This window comes from Streptomyces sp. (genome assembly GCF_035563135.1).
Taxonomy (GTDB): domain Bacteria; phylum Actinomycetota; class Actinomycetes; order Streptomycetales; family Streptomycetaceae; genus Streptomyces.
In genome coordinates, this window is record NZ_DATMVN010000250.1 from 1 (window position 1) to 14337 (window position 14337).

12 protein-coding genes and 1 tRNA gene are annotated in these 14337 nt (G+C 66.1%); 10 read left to right on the forward strand and 3 right to left on the reverse strand.

Going from position 1 to position 14337, the window contains the following annotated elements; translation table 11 throughout:
* The 7 genes from VN520_RS10875 to VN520_RS10905 form a co-directional block, all read left to right on the forward strand.
* The coding region (locus tag VN520_RS10875; RefSeq protein WP_325746668.1) for a molybdopterin dinucleotide binding domain-containing protein at nt 1-593 on the forward strand (593 nt) is incomplete at its 5' end.
* 85 nt (nt 594-678) lie between these two features.
* Nucleotides 679-1149 (forward strand): hotdog fold thioesterase, encoded by a 471-nt coding sequence (locus tag VN520_RS10880; RefSeq protein ID WP_325746669.1) that lies wholly within the window; start codon nt 679-681, stop codon nt 1147-1149.
* A gap of 598 nt (nt 1150-1747) precedes the next feature.
* On the forward strand, nt 1748-2983 hold the full coding sequence (locus VN520_RS10885; RefSeq protein ID WP_325746670.1) for a branched-chain amino acid ABC transporter substrate-binding protein: 1236 nt from the start codon (nt 1748-1750) through the stop codon (nt 2981-2983).
* A 99-nt stretch (nt 2984-3082) separates the two neighbouring features.
* Nucleotides 3083-4015 (forward strand): branched-chain amino acid ABC transporter permease, encoded by a 933-nt coding sequence (locus VN520_RS10890; protein ID WP_325746671.1) that lies wholly within the window; start codon nt 3083-3085, stop codon nt 4013-4015.
* A 5-nt stretch (nt 4016-4020) separates the two neighbouring features.
* The gene (locus tag VN520_RS10895; RefSeq protein WP_325746679.1) at nt 4021-5745 is read left to right on the forward strand and encodes a branched-chain amino acid ABC transporter permease; all 1725 of its coding nucleotides are present in this window, start codon (nt 4021-4023) and stop codon (nt 5743-5745) included.
* Nucleotides 5746-5750: 5 nt separating this feature from the next.
* Nucleotides 5751-6599, forward strand: a complete 849-nt coding sequence (locus VN520_RS10900; RefSeq protein ID WP_325746672.1) for an ABC transporter ATP-binding protein — start codon at nt 5751-5753, stop codon at nt 6597-6599.
* A complete protein-coding gene (locus VN520_RS10905) occupies nt 6596-7312 on the forward strand; it encodes an ABC transporter ATP-binding protein (protein ID WP_325746673.1) in 717 nt (238 codons plus the stop codon). The genes VN520_RS10900 and VN520_RS10905 overlap by 4 nt, the downstream gene beginning before the upstream one ends.
* 75 nt (nt 7313-7387) lie before the next feature.
* Here the strand turns inward: VN520_RS10905 and VN520_RS10910 are convergent, their stop codons facing one another.
* Entirely contained in the window at nt 7388-8044 is a 657-nt protein-coding gene (locus tag VN520_RS10910) for an ANTAR domain-containing response regulator (protein ID WP_325746674.1), read from the reverse strand.
* Nucleotides 8045-8144: 100 nt separating this feature from the next.
* On the opposite strand from VN520_RS10910, the gene VN520_RS10915 reads away from it, so the two are divergent.
* Both VN520_RS10915 and VN520_RS10920 read left to right on the forward strand, forming a co-directional pair.
* A tRNA-Leu gene (locus VN520_RS10915) sits at nt 8145-8217 on the forward strand.
* A 111-nt stretch (nt 8218-8328) separates the two neighbouring features.
* Nucleotides 8329-9108 carry a helix-turn-helix domain-containing protein gene (locus VN520_RS10920; protein ID WP_325746675.1) on the forward strand — a complete coding sequence of 260 codons (780 nt, stop codon included), beginning with the start codon at nt 8329-8331 and terminating at the stop codon, nt 9106-9108.
* Nucleotides 9109-9114: 6 nt separating this feature from the next.
* On the opposite strand, the gene pyk is transcribed toward VN520_RS10920, so the two are convergent.
* Complete coding sequence (gene pyk, locus VN520_RS10925) at nt 9115-10548, reverse strand: pyruvate kinase (protein ID WP_325746676.1); 1434 nt, start codon at nt 10546-10548, stop codon at nt 9115-9117.
* 260 nt (nt 10549-10808) lie between these two features.
* On the opposite strand from pyk, the gene VN520_RS10930 reads away from it, so the two are divergent.
* Nucleotides 10809-12620 carry a bifunctional metallophosphatase/5'-nucleotidase gene (locus VN520_RS10930; RefSeq protein ID WP_325746677.1) on the forward strand — a complete coding sequence of 604 codons (1812 nt, stop codon included), beginning with the start codon at nt 10809-10811 and terminating at the stop codon, nt 12618-12620.
* A 431-nt stretch (nt 12621-13051) separates the two neighbouring features.
* On the opposite strand, the gene VN520_RS10935 is transcribed toward VN520_RS10930, so the two are convergent.
* Nucleotides 13052-13465, reverse strand: a complete 414-nt coding sequence (locus VN520_RS10935) for a hypothetical protein (RefSeq protein ID WP_325746678.1) — start codon at nt 13463-13465, stop codon at nt 13052-13054.
* Between the last annotated feature and the right edge of the window lie 872 nt (nt 13466-14337).

A 14337-nucleotide genomic window follows, 5' to 3' on the forward strand; every position in this document is an offset into this window, starting at 1 on the left:
CCCGCGCCACCCTCGGCCCCGCCTCCACCACCCCCTGGGAGGACTTCGAGAAGGACTACGGCACCATCCGCGACCGCATCTCCCGCGTCATCCCCGGCTTCGAGGACTTCAACGACCGCGTCGCCCACCCCGACGGCTTCGCACTCCCCCACGCCCCCCGCGACGAACGCCGCTTCCCCACCGCCACGGGAAAGGCCAACTTCACCGCCGCACCCGTCGAACACCCCGAACTCCCCGAAGGCCGGCTGCTGCTCCAGACCCTGCGCTCCCACGACCAGTACAACACCACGATCTACGGCCTCGACGACCGCTACCGCGGCATCAGGGGCGGCCGCCGCATCGTCATGGTCAACCCCGAGGACGCCCACGCCCTCGGCCTCGCCGACGGCTCCTACACCGACCTCGTCAGCGAGTGGAAGGACGGCGTGGAGCGCCGCGCCCCCGGCTTCCGCGTCGTGCACTACCCCACCGCCCGCGGCTGCGCCGCCGCGTACTACCCGGAGACCAACGTGCTCGTCCCCCTGGACGCCACCGCCGACACCAGCAACACCCCGGCCAGCAAATCGGTCGTGGTCCGGTTCGAGACGGCCTGACCGGCCACAGCCCTAAGCGCGCGCTCAGCCGTCTGATAAGAACAGGACGGACAGCAACGACCGCACACGATCGGAGCCGGACCCCATGGGCGAGCACACCGCACCCACGTTCCCCCAGGAGATCATCGACGAGTACGCGGCACTCGGCGTCGACCTCCCCGCCCTCTTCTCCGCCGGCCACCTCGGTGAGCGCATGGGCGTCAGGATCATCGAAGCCTCCGCCGAACGCGTCGTGGGCACCATGCCCGTCGAAGGCAACACCCAGCCCTACGGACTGCTCCACGGCGGCGCCTCGGCCGTCCTCGCCGAGACCCTCGGCTCCGTCGGCAGCATGCTCCACGGCGGCGTCACCAGGATCGCCGTGGGCGTCGACCTGAACTGCACCCACCACCGCGGGGTCCGCAGCGGCCTCGTCACAGGCACCGCCACCCCCGTCCACCGCGGCCGCTCCACCGCCACGTACGAGATCGTCATCACCGACGAGCACGACAGGCGGGTCTGCACCGCCCGCCTCACCTGCCTGCTCCGTGACGCGCCCAGCCCGGCCGCGGACTGACCCGGCTCCCGCTCCGGCACCCCACTGCCCGGCCCGGAAAGCACACCGCATTCCGGACCGGGCAGAACCATATCCGGTGCAACAAAGGAGAGTTGACGAACACTCAGGGTCAACTCCCTCTATCTTCAAGCCCGTTCCCCGGACCACTTCAGCCGCCCAGCCACCCTCGCGGCACAGCGCACACTTCCCACACATGTAACACTGCGTAATAAGTGTGCAATACACGAAAAACATCGCGCGCCCCGCCCCCGCACACCCGGCAGCCCTCCCCCGCGCCCCTTGCGCCCCGATTCGCGCGACAGCACCAAGATCAGCCCAAGCCCCTTAGCAGAGCTGCGCGTTCTCACCATGCGGTCACTTCACCGCCCGGGCAAAAGCCGTACACCTCCACACTGCGGCCAACAAGCCTTCCCCACGGCATAACAAGACAGTCACATCATCACCGGACCCATCCCGCACCCCCCGACCTGCCCTTAGAGTCACGGCCAGTCACCGCGCCGCCGGGCGTGTCTGCTGCACGGCCCTGTACCACCCAGTACAGCCCGGCGTAGTCACGGCACCTCATGCAGAGGAGGCCGCGCCAGGGAAAGGACCTTTCGTGCGACACCGTTCTTTGATCATCCTCACCACAGTGCTCACCACCGGTGCACTCACACTCACCGCCTGCGGGTCGCGCGACGACAACAGCAAGGGCAACAGCGACAGCGACAGCAAGACCACCGTCGTCATCGGCGTCGACGCCCCGCTGACCGGATCCCTCTCCGCACTCGGCCAGGGCATCAAGAACTCCGTGGACCTCGCAGCCAGGACCGCGAACAAGAACAACGAAGTCCCCGGCATCGAATTCAAGATCGAAGCCCTCGACGACCAGGCCGTCCCCGCCTCCGGCCAGGCCAACGCCACCAAACTCGTCGGCAACAAGGAAGTCCTCGGAGCCGTCGGCCCCCTGAACTCCGGCGTCGCCCAGTCCATGCAGGGCGTCTTCGAGAAGGCCGACCTCACCCAGGTCTCCCCCGCCAACACCAACCCCTCCCTCAGCCAGGGCGACAACTGGGGCAAGGGCGACTCCAAGCGCGTCTTCAAGACCTACTTCCGCACCTGCGCCACCGACGTCGTCCAGGGCAAATTCGCCGCCCAGTACCTCTACAACAAGGCCAAGAAGAAGCAGGTCTTCGTCGTCGACGACAAGCAGACCTACGGCGCCGGCCTCGCAGCCATCTTCTCCGCCGAATTCAAACGCCTCGGCGGCAAGGTCGTCGGCACCGACCACGTCACCGTCAAGGAGACCGACTTCTCCAGCACCGCCGACAAGGTCAAGAGCTCCGGCGCCGACTCCGTCTACTACGGCGGCCAGTACCCCGAAGGCGGCCTGCTCTCCGACCAGATCAAGAAGACCGGCGCCAAGATCCCCACCATGGGCGGCGACGGCATCTACGACCCCGCCTTCATCAGCGCCTCCGGCGAAGCCAACGACGGCGACTTCGCCACCTCCGTCGGCTACCCCGTCGAAGCCCTCCCGACCGCCAAGCAGTTCATCAAGGACTACAACGCAGCCGGCTACAAGGACCCCTTCGCAGCCTACGGCGGCTACTCCTACGACGCCGGATGGGCCATCATCCAGGCCGTCAAGGCCGTCGTCGCCGACAACGACGGCAAGCTCCCCGCAGACGCCCGCGCCCAGGTCACCGAAGCCATGGCCAAGGTCTCCTTCGACGGCGTGACCGGCAAGGTCTCCTTCGACGAATTCGGCGACACCACCAACAAGCAGCTCACCGTCTACCAGGTCCAGAAGGGCGCCTGGAAGGACGTCGAGAGCGCCACGTTCGAAGACTGACCACCCAGCACACCCACAGCACACGCTCCTGACCGCGCGAGGGTGCAAACAGCACCCTCGCGCGGTGTCATATCCGACAAGCTCATCGGAGGCACTGCGGTGAACGAACTGCCGCAACAGCTGGCCAACGGTCTCGCACTCGGCGCGCTCTATGGCCTCATAGCCATCGGGTACACCATGGTGTACGGCATCGTCCAGCTCATCAATTTCGCCCACGGCGAGATATTCATGATCGGGGGCTTCGGCGCCCTCACCACCTACCTGGTACTCCCCAGCGGAACCTCACTCATGGTGGTCATACCCCTCATGATCATCGGCGGCGCCCTCGCCTCCGTCGCCGTGGCCACCGCCGCGGAACGCTTCGCCTACCGCCCCCTGCGAGGCGCCCCCCGACTGGCACCCCTCATCACCGCGATCGGCCTCTCGATCGTCCTCCAGCAGCTTGTCTGGGGCTTCTACCCCGAAGCGAAAAAACCCCGCAGCTTCCCCGAATTCCAAGGCGAATCCTTCAAGATCCTCGACAACCTCTACCTCCAGCGCGCAGACGCCTTCATCCTCGTCCTCGCCCCCCTGTGCATGCTCGCCCTCGGCCTCTTCGTCGCCAAGAGCCGCAGCGGCCGCGCCATGCAGGCCACCGCACAGGACCCCGACACCGCCAAGCTCATGGGCATCAACACCGACCGCATCATCGTGATGGCCTTCGCCATCGGAGCCGCGTTCGCCGCCGTCGCCTCCGTCGCCTACGGACTCGACAAGGGCCAGATCAACTTCGAGATGGGCTTCATCCTCGGCCTCAAAGCCTTCACCGCCGCCGTACTCGGCGGCATCGGCAACATCTACGGAGCCATGGTCGGCGGAATCGTCCTCGGCCTCGCCGAAGCCCTCTCCATCGCCTACATCGAAGAAATCCCCGGCATGCAGCAGCTCGGCGGCGGCGCCTGGGCCAACGTCTGGGCATTCGTACTTCTCATCGTCGTCCTCCTCGTCAGGCCACAAGGCCTGCTCGGCGAGCGCGTCGCGGATCGGGCGTGAGAGCCATGACAACCGACACCACCAAAACCACCCCGGCCGACACCAGCACCCGCACCACCACCCTGCGCTGGGCCACCGCCCTCGGCGGCACCGCCACCCTCGCCAGCACCTTCCTCGCCTGGACCTACACCGACGAATTCCCCGGCGACCTCACCGTCTACGGCTACCCCGGCGGCCTCCAGGTCCTCACCCTCGTCGCAGGCGCCCTCGTACTCCTCTACGCACTCGCCGCCCTCGACACCCGCGGCCTCCGCTGGCTCGCACCCACCGGCACCACCAAAGCCCTCCAGCTCCTGGCCCTCGGCACCTTCGGCACCACCTGGTTCACCACCATCGCCATCGCCGTCGAACTCGGCGGCATCATCAACCTCGAACCCGGCGGCTTCGTCGCAGCGGCCACCTCAGCCATCCCGCTCCTCGCCTTCCTCCTCCCCGACGACACCCACAAGGCACCCCGCCCCAAGAACCTCCCCCCCTGGGCCGAAATCCTCATCATCGTCGCCGCCTTCGGCACCGGCCTCTTCGTCGTCACCTACGGCATCGACACCGAATACGCCGAACTCTTCACCGGCTACATGATCACCACCGGCTTCGCCGTCGCCGCACTCTTCAAAGCGGGCCTCATGGGCCGCCTCTCCCACCTCACCACCACACACCGCTCCATCACCATGGCCGCCGCGTTCGTAGCCGCAGCCGCCTTCCCCTTCACCCAGAGCACCGACCAGTACACCCTCATCGCCGTCAACATCCTCATCTTCGCCACCGTCGCCCTCGGCCTGAACATCGTCGTCGGCCTCGCCGGACTCCTCGACCTCGGATACGTCGCCTTCCTCGGCGTCGGCGCCTACACCGCCGCACTCGTCTCAGGAACCACCGCATCCGCCTTCGACATCCAATTCCCCTTCTGGGCCTCCGTCCTCACCGGCGCCGCCGTCTCCCTCATCTTCGGCGTCGTCATCGGAGCACCCACCCTCCGCCTCCGCGGCGACTACCTCGCCATCGTCACCCTCGGCTTCGGCGAAATCTTCCGCATCACCGTCGGCAACCTCGACGGCGTATCCGGACCCCAGATCACCAACGGCCCCAACGGCGTACCCAACATCCCCGACCTCGTCTTCTTCGGATACGACTTCGGCGAATCCCACACCGTCCTCGGCATCGAACTCGGCAGCTACGCCAACTACTACCTGCTCATGCTGCTCGCGATGGTCCTCGTGATCCTCGTCTTCAGCCGAGCCGGCAGCTCCCGCATCGGCCGCGCCTGGGTCGCCATCCGCGAGGACGAGACCGCCGCCACCGCCATGGGCATCAACGGCTTCCGCGTCAAACTCATCGCCTTCGCCCTCGGCGCCACCCTCGCCGGCCTCGCCGGCACCGTCCAGGCACACGTCCAGAGCACCGTCGTCCCCGAGATGTACGTCTTCGCCGGACCCGTGCCGCCCAACTCCGCGTTCCTCCTCGCCGCCGTCATCCTCGGCGGCATGGGCACCATCAGCGGACCCCTCATCGGCGCCGCACTCCTCTACATGATCCCCGCGAAGCTGCAGTTCCTCCAGGACTACCAGCTCCTCGGATTCGGTCTCGCCCTCATCCTGCTCATGCGCTTCCGCCCCGAAGGCCTCATCGCCAGCCGGCGCGCCCAGCTCGAATTCCACGAGACCGGCCAACTCGACACACCCGAGGCCACCTTGCCCGACTCCGGCGTCGGCACCACGAAGGCGGGGGCGTGAAAGACATGACGACCACCACCAACGAGACCACCCCGGTCCTGGACGCCGGCGGCGTCACCATGCGCTTCGGCGGCCTCACCGCCGTACGCGACGTCAACCTCACCGTCAACGCCGGCGAGATCGTCGGCCTCATCGGCCCCAACGGCGCCGGCAAGACCACCTTCTTCAACTGCCTCACCGGCCTCTACGTCCCCACCGAAGGAACGGTCCGCTACAAAGGCACCGTCCTGCCCCCCAAGCCCCACCTCGTCACCCAGGCAGGCATCGCCCGCACCTTCCAGAACATCCGGCTCTTCGCCAACATGACCGTCCTGGAAAACGTCCTCGTCGGACGCCACACCAGGACCAAGGAAGGCCTCTGGTCCGCCCTCCTGCGCGGCCCCGGCTTCAAGAAGGCCGAAGCGGCATCCCACACCCGCGCCATGGAACTCCTCGAATTCATCGGCCTCGAGGACAAGGCCGACCACCTCGCGCGCAACCTCCCCTACGGAGACCAGCGCAAACTCGAAATCGCACGCGCACTCGCCAGCGACCCCGGACTCCTCCTCCTCGACGAGCCCACCGCCGGCATGAACCCGCAGGAAACCCGCGTCACCGAACAACTCATCTTCGCCATCCGCGACATGGGCATCGCCGTACTCGTCATCGAGCACGACATGCGCTTCATCTTCAACCTCTGCGACCGCGTCGCCTGCCTCGTCCAAGGCGAAAAACTCGTCGAAGGCACACCCGACGTCGTCCAGAGCGACGAACGCGTCGTCGCCGCCTACCTCGGCACACCCTTCGAGGCCGACACCCCCAAGAAGGCCACCGCCGCCGAGCGCACCACCAGCACAGAAGGGGAAGCCCAGTGACCGCACTGCTCGAGGTCGAAGACCTCAGGGTCGCCTACGGCAAGATCGAAGCCGTCAAGGGAATCTCCTTCACCGTCGAAGCCGGCCAGATCGTCACCCTCATCGGCACCAACGGCGCCGGCAAGACCACCACCCTGCGCACCCTCTCCGGCCTCCTCAAACCCTCCGGCGGCCGCATCCTCTTCGACGGGAAACCCCTCAACGGCATCCCCGCCCACAAGATCGTCTCCCTCGGCCTGGCCCACTCACCCGAGGGCCGCCACATCTTCCCCCGCCTCTCCATCACGGAGAACCTCCAGCTCGGCGCCTTCCTCCGCACCGACAAAGCAGGCATCGAAAAGGACATCCAACGCGCCTACGACCTCTTCCCCATCCTCGGGGAACGCCGGAAGCAAGCCGCCGGAACCCTCTCCGGCGGCGAACAGCAGATGCTCGCCATGGGACGCGCCCTCATGTCCCAGCCCAAACTGCTCATGCTCGACGAACCCTCCATGGGCCTTTCCCCGATCATGATGCAGAAGATCATGGAAACCATCGTCGAGCTCAAGGCATCAGGCACCACGATCCTGCTCGTCGAACAGAACGCCCAGGCCGCCCTCTCCCTCGCGGACCAGGGCCACGTCATGGAGGTCGGCAAGGTCGTCCTCTCCGGCACCGGCGGCGACCTCCTCCACGACGAATCGGTCCGCAAGGCCTACCTCGGCGAGGACTGAACACCCCCGCACAACGAGAAGGGCCCGCCCCCGGTATCCATCCGGGAGCGGGCCCTTCTCCTACGTCTCCGACGGCTACTCGGCCGCCTTCTTCTTCTCCTCGGCGTCCTCGATCAACGCCTCCGCCAACTGCTGCATCGACATCCGGCGGTCCATCGACGTCTTCTGGATCCAGCGGAACGCCGCCGGCTCGGACAGCCCGTAATCCGTCTGCAGGATGCTCTTCGCCCGGTCCACCAGCTTCCGGGTCTCCAGCCGCTGCGACAGATCCGCGATCTCGCTCTCCAGCGCCTTCATCTCCGCGAACCGGGACACCGCCATCTCGATGGCCGGGACCACGTCGCTCTTGCTGAACGGCTTCACCAGGTACGCCATCGCCCCGGCGTCCCGGGCCCGCTCGACCAGGTCACGCTGCGAGAACGCGGTGAGCATCAGCACGGGGGCGATGGACTCCTCCGTGATCTTCTCGGCGGCGGAGATCCCGTCGAGGACCGGCATCTTCACATCCAGGATGACCAGGTCCGGCCGGTGCTCCCGGGCCAGCTCGACGGCCTGCTGCCCGTCCCCGGCCTCGCCGACGACCGAGTAGCCCTCTTCCTCCAGCATCTCTTTGAGGTCGAGGCGGATCAGCGCCTCGTCCTCGGCGATGACGACGCGGGTCGTCAGCGGCGGGACGTGCGACTTGTCGTCGTCGGCGGCGTCTACGGGCTGGGGCGACTCGGGGGTGGTCACGGGGCTCCTTGATCAAGACAGGGGTGCTGCTCCCAAGAGCCTACCTAGTTACGGTATGTTTGAGGCACGGAGGGTCTTCCGCGCCCTTCGTTTCGAAGGAGCCCCGGTAGCCCAGCGGTAGAGGCCATGGATTCAAAACCCATACAGCGTCGGTTCGAATCCGACTCGGGGCACTTCTCCTTCTTTTCCAAGGTTGAATCGCCGGTTTGCGATCTTCATCCTTGCCGGTGAACACTCCTTCGCCCCTGGCAACTACCTGCGAACGAAGCACAAGACTTCGTCCCATGGAACAGCACAATCCATCGATACGCGAGGAAGCGCTCGCCCTCTTGCGGAGCGGGATCACCAACCGTGCCACATCGGAGCTGCTCAACGTCCCTCGCGGAACAATCGGCTGGTGGCTGCACGAGGACCGCAAAGCACGCGGGGTCCAGTACGCGCGATCCACCGACTGCCCGGTCTGCACCAATCGAGACCCTGATCGCGCCGCCTATGCCTATCTTCTAGGGCTCTACCTGGGCGATGGTCACATCATCTCCAAGCCCAAGCAGCACCACTTGTCGATCTTCTGCGGGGACACCTGGCCCGGACTGATCGACGAAGCCGAATCGGCCATGCGCAAGGTGATGCCCATGCCCCGTACCGGGCGACGCCACCGAAACGGTTGCGTCGAGGTCAAGTCCTTTACGAAGCACTGGACATGCGTCTTCCCACAACACGGCCCAGGAAAGAAGCACGAACGTCCGATCATCCTAGAAACCTGGCAACAGGAAATTATCGACACGCACCCATGGGAGTTCGTTCGGGGTCTCATCCATTCGGATGGCTGTCGGACCATGAATTGGACGACCCGGATGGTCGGCGGCATCCGCAAGCGTTACGAGTACCCCCGGTACTGGTTCACGAATGTCTCCGACGACATCCGGCAGCTCTACACCAACACCCTGGACAAACTCGGCATCGAATGGACGCACTGCACCCGCGCCGGCAAGGAGTACAACATCTCCGTAGCCCGACGGGCGTCCGTGGCCCTCATGGACGCTCACGTCGGGCCGAAGTACTGACGACCGTTACTTCGGGCTGTCGTCCTCGCCGATGTGGTGCACCCGTACCAGGTTCGTGGAGCCGGCGACCCCGGGCGGGGAGCCGGCCGTGATGACCACGGTGTCGCCCTTCCGGCAGCGGCCGATCCGCAGCAGCTCCTCGTCCACCTGCGCCACCATCGCGTCCGTCGAGTCCACGTGCGGCCCGAGGAACGTCTCCACGCCCCACGTCAGGTTCAGCTGCGCGCGGGTGGCCGGGTCAGGGGTGAAGGCGAGGAGCGGGATCGGGGAGCGGTAGCGGGAGAGGCGCTTGACGGTGTCGCCGCTCTGGGTGAAGGCCACCAGGAACTTGGCGCCGAGGAAGTCGCCCATCTCGGCTGCCGCGCGGGCGACCGCGCCGCCCTGGGTGCGGGGCTTGCTGCGGTCGGTGAGGGGTGGGAGGCCCTTGGCGAGGATGTCCTCCTCGGCCGCCTCGACGATGCGCGCCATGGTGCGGACGGTTTCGACGGGGTATTTGCCGACGCTGGTCTCGCCGGAGAGCATCACGGCGTCCGTGCCGTCGATGACGGCGTTGGCGACGTCGGAGGCTTCGGCGCGGGTGGGGCGTGAGTTGTCGATCATCGAGTCGAGCATCTGGGTGGCGACGATGACCGGTTTGGCGTTGCGTTTGGCGAGTTTGATGGCGCGTTTCTGGACGATCGGGACTTGTTCCAGGGGCATTTCGACGCCGAGGTCGCCGCGGGCGACCATGATGCCGTCGAAGGCGGCGACGATGTCGTCGATGTTGTCGACGGCTTGGGGTTTTTCGACCTTGGCGATGACGGGGAGGCGGCGGTTCTCCTCGTCCATGATGCGGTGGACGTCGTCGATGTCGCGGCCGGTGCGTACGAAGGAGAGGGCGATGATGTCGGCGCCGGTGCGCAGGGCCCAGCGGAGGTCGTCGATGTCTTTTTCGGAGAGTGCGGGGACGGAGACGGCGACGCCGGGGAGGTTGAGTCCCTTGTGGTCGGAGATCATGCCGCCTTCGATGACGGTGGTGTGGACGCGGGGTCCGTCGACCTGGGTGACTTCGAGGGTGACGCGGCCGTCGTCGATGAGGATGCGTTCGCCGGTGGTGACGTCGGCGGCGAGGCCGTCGTAGGTGGTGCCGCAGGTGGTGCGGTCGCCTTCGACGGGTTCGACGGTGATGGTGAAGTCGTCGCCGCGTTCAAGGAGTACGGGGCCTTCGGTGAAGCGTCCGAGGCGGATCTTCGGGCCTTGAAGGTCGGCGAGGATTCCTACGCTGCGGCCGGTTTCCTCGGATGCTTTGCGTACGTGGTGGTAGCGCTCTTCGTGTTCGGCGTAGGTGCCGTGGCTGAGGTTGAGGCGGGCGATGTCCATTCCCGCTTCGACGAGTGCCTTGATCTGCTCGTATGTGTCGGTTGCGGGTCCCAGGGTACAAACGATTTTTGCTCGGCGCATGGTTCGAGCCTAGACCTTACCTGCGGGTAGGTAATTGTCTCTGCGTGACTGTCCAACGGCCTTTGCATGAAGGGTTATTGACAACTGTTGAATTGTGCGGCGGGGCGCTCCGATGAGCGTCTTCGGGTGCGTCCTGGCGGGTGGGTGCGGGTGCGGGGTGGTGGTGCCGGTCACCAGATCGAAACCTGTTCGGGGTGTTGCGGGCGGTGGTGGCCGGGTCAGAATCTACGCGCGTTGTTCGCTCGAACGAGGAGTCAAGGATGTCGTTGAACCGTAGGACGTTTCTGGGCCGTTCGGCTGTCGCCGGTGCGGGTGTGGCGCTGGCGGGAGGGGTCGGTGCGGGGTCTGCGGCGGCCTCGGAGGTGAGGGGGCGTGGTCATGGGCGTCCGTCGAAGCGGTACTCGTTCACGGTGATGGGGACGACGGATCTGCACGGCAATGTCTTCAACTGGGACTACTTCACGGATCAGGAGTTCGACGACAAGGCGCACAACGACGTCGGGCTGGCGAAGATCTCGACGCTGGTGGAGCAGATCCGGGAGGACCGGGGCCGTCGGAACACGTTGTTGATCGATGCGGGTGACACGATCCAGGGCACTCAGTTGTCGTATTACTACGCGAAGGTCGATCCGATCACGGCGAAGCGTGGTCCGGTGCATCCGATGGCGCAGGCGATGAATCGCATCGGTTATGACGCGGCGGCGCTGGGGAATCATGAGTTCAATTACGGCATTCCGGTGTTGCGGAAGTTCGAGGAGCAGTGTGATTTCCCGCTGCTGGGTGCGAACGCGTTGGATGCGAAGACGCTGCGGCCGGCGTTCGCTCCATATGTGATCAAGCGGATGCGTACGCCGTACGGTCGTGATGTGCGGGTGGCGGTGCTGGGGTTGACGAATCCTGGTATTGCGATCTGGGACAAGGCGAATGTGGGCGGGAAGATGGTGTTCCCGGGTCTTGAGGAGCAGGCGGCGAAGTGGGTGCCGAAGCTTCGTTCGATGGGTGCGGATGTGGTGGTCGTTTCGGCGCATTCGGGTTCGTCGGGGACGTCGTCGTACGGGGATCAGTTGCCGTACGTCGAGAATGCGGCGGGTCTGGTGGCGGAGCAGGTGCCGGGGATCGATGCGATTCTGGTGGGTCACGCGCACTCGGAGATTCCTGAGTATTTCGTGACGAACAAGGGGACGGGGAAGCGGGTTGTTCTCTCGGAGCCGTTGAAGTGGGGGCAGCGGTTGACGCTGTTCGATTTCGATCTGGTGTGGGAGAAGGGTCGTTGGGTGGTCGAGAAGGTAGGTGCTTCGGTGCTGAATTCGAACACGGTGGAGGAGGATCCGCGGATCACGTCGTTGCTCGGGGACGAGCACACGAAGGTGGTGGCGTATGTGAACCAGGTGATCGGTACGTCGGTGGTGGCGATGTCGACGGCGGAGGCGCCGTGGAGGGACGAGCCGGTCATCGATCTGATCAATGTGGTGCAGGCGGAGACGGTGAGGGAGGCGTTGGCGGGCGGCGAGTACGCGGCGTTGCCGGTGCTGTCGCAGGCGGCGTGTTTCTCGCGTACGGCGTCGATCCCTGCGGGTGAGGTGACGATCAGGGATGCTGCGGGGCTGTATCCGTTCGAGAACACGTTGGAGGCGCGGCTTCTGACGGGAGCGCAGCTGAAGGATTATCTGGAGCACTCGGCGAGGTATTACGTGCGGACGGCGGCCGGGGTTCCGGTGGATACGTCGAAGTTGACGAATGCGGAGAACATTCCGGATTACAACTATGACGTGGTGTCGGGTGTGACGTATGAGGTGGATATCGCGAAGCCGGTGGGTTCGCGGATCGTGGGGCTGTCGTTCGAGGGGGCACCGGTGGATCCGGCGGCGGAGTTCGTGTTTGCGGTGAACAATTATCGGGCGAGTGGTGGCGGTAATTTCCCGCATGTTCCGGGTGCGAAGCAGTTGTGGGCGAATTCGGATGAGATCCGGAACACGATCATCGGGTGGGTGAAGGCGAAGGGTTCGGTGGATCCGGCGGAGTTCGCTTCGGTGGACTGGCGTCTGACGCGGGATGGTGTGCCGGTGTTCTAGCGCCGGTTGTTGGTTTCGGGCCCGTGCGGTTCGTGGTAGGTGAGCGCTCGGGTCTGTCGTAGGTGAGCGCTCGGGTCTGTGGCTGCCGCGCGCGGGGGTGGTCTTCGGCTGAGCTCGTGATCCGGTCCGGGGGTGCGCGAGCTCAGTGCGAAGGCCGTGGGACGGGTCTGTCGCGTGGTGCTGTCGCAGGGGTGTCGGGCTCCACGGCTTACTGGTTGCGGTCCGGCTGCGGCTGGTCCTGGTGTGAGGGTGGCGCTGCCGTGCGCGGCTGATGGCCGACTGACGGCCGGCTGACGGCCGACTGGTGCCGACGGGCAGGCGGGCAGGCGAAGTTCCTGGTGAGCGCTTTCCCCGCGGGGCATGCCGGCGCTCACCAGGTGTTTCGGGTTACATGGTTCCGCCGGGGCGGGGCGTGGGGTGCTGAGGGGGGGTCAGGCTGTGCCGCAGGACCAGTAGCCCCAGCTGTTGCTTCCTGTCTCGCCGCTGGAGTGCTCACCGGATCCCGCCTGTATGCAGACTCCTGTGCCTTCTGCGTATTCCTTGTTGACGGTCATCGGTGATCCGGAGGCGCTGTTCGTGTTCCAGATGAGGAAGTCGTAGCCGCCGCTGGGCTTGTAGGGCGCCACGTCCACCTTCATGACGGCCGCCCAGCCGTCGGCGCAGCTGTCGTACAGGGTGAAGACCTCGCCGTAGGAGGCGAAGTGCCCGGTGGAGGCGTGAGCGCATCCCGACTTGAAGCTCGGTCCGTAGACGGTCACGTCGGTCGCTGCGGAGGCGGGTGACTGGGTGAGGGCGACCAGTGCCGCGGCGGCGATCGTGGTTCCCGCGATCTGGAATTTCTTCATCGGACGCTCCTGTTGTGTGACTTCGTGTTCGCGTGGGGTGAGGGCTGTGGCGACCGGTACGGCGGGGAGTCTCCGGCGGTTTCCGGGGACCGGGGCCGGTCCGTCCTGGGGTTCCTCGATTCGCCGGGGCGCTCATGGGTGGGGTGTGGGTCCCTGAGGGGTTCGGCCGAACGGTGAGGGTCGCTGCCTTTGGCCCGTCGCCACGGGTCGATAACTTAACCGTTCGCCTCATGGGGGTGTTGTCCCTGCGTTCACAGTCTGTTGTCTTGGCGTCCACCTCTTGGGTGTGAGGGGTGGAGGTGCTGCCCTGTGGTGTCGAGCCGCAGGGCGCGGCTCGGTCGAACGGGTGGGCTCACGCCTTGGGAGCTGTGCGTCTGCCGTGGTGGGGCTGGGCATGGTCCGGGGCTGTGGAGGCGTAGCTCGTAGGAGGCCGCCGTCCGTTCCATCGCGCGGGGGTTGCCGAATTCTGGTCCGGCTCCGCGTGCTGTCGCCGTCGCGGCTGTGTGCCGTGCCCGTTCATGTGATCGCGGCGCGCTGGGGTTTGTTCCACGCCGGTGGGTTGGGCCGGGCGTTCAGGGGTGCTTACGGGTGTTCTCCGACGGAGCATCGGCTGCGGTCCCTGTCGGCTATGAGCGGTTCATGGGGTGTCCCGCTGGTCCGGCAGGGGCGGGAGGGCTCCTGCCGGTGGCGGGGGTGGGTCGTCGGCGGCGCTCTGTGGTGTTGTGGGTGGTCCGGGCGTCGCGGCCTTCCTCGCCGGACCGCACCGGTGGGGTCGGGGTGCGGTGCGGGGGTGTGTGCGGAGTGTCTCAGCGGTCCTGTGTGAGGGGGGTGAGCGGGGTGTCCTTTGTGAGCGGGCTGCCCTGTGCGGGGAC

Excerpts from the sequence above, each read along its gene's own strand:
- VN520_RS10880 (WP_325746669.1), top strand. The coding sequence starts at position 679 with ATGGGCGAGCACACCGCACCCACGTTCCCCCAGGAGATCATCGACGAG.
- VN520_RS10895 (WP_325746679.1), top strand. The coding sequence starts at position 4,021 with ATGACAACCGACACCACCAAAACCACCCCGGCCGACACCAGCACCCGC.
- VN520_RS10900 (WP_325746672.1), top strand. The coding sequence starts at position 5,751 with ATGACGACCACCACCAACGAGACCACCCCGGTCCTGGACGCCGGCGGC.
- VN520_RS10920 (WP_325746675.1), top strand. The coding sequence starts at position 8,329 with ATGGAACAGCACAATCCATCGATACGCGAGGAAGCGCTCGCCCTCTTG.
- pyk (WP_325746676.1), bottom strand. The coding sequence starts at position 10,548 with ATGCGCCGAGCAAAAATCGTTTGTACCCTGGGACCCGCAACCGACACA.
- VN520_RS10930 (WP_325746677.1), top strand. The coding sequence starts at position 10,809 with ATGTCGTTGAACCGTAGGACGTTTCTGGGCCGTTCGGCTGTCGCCGGT.
- VN520_RS10935 (WP_325746678.1), bottom strand. The coding sequence starts at position 13,465 with ATGAAGAAATTCCAGATCGCGGGAACCACGATCGCCGCCGCGGCACTG.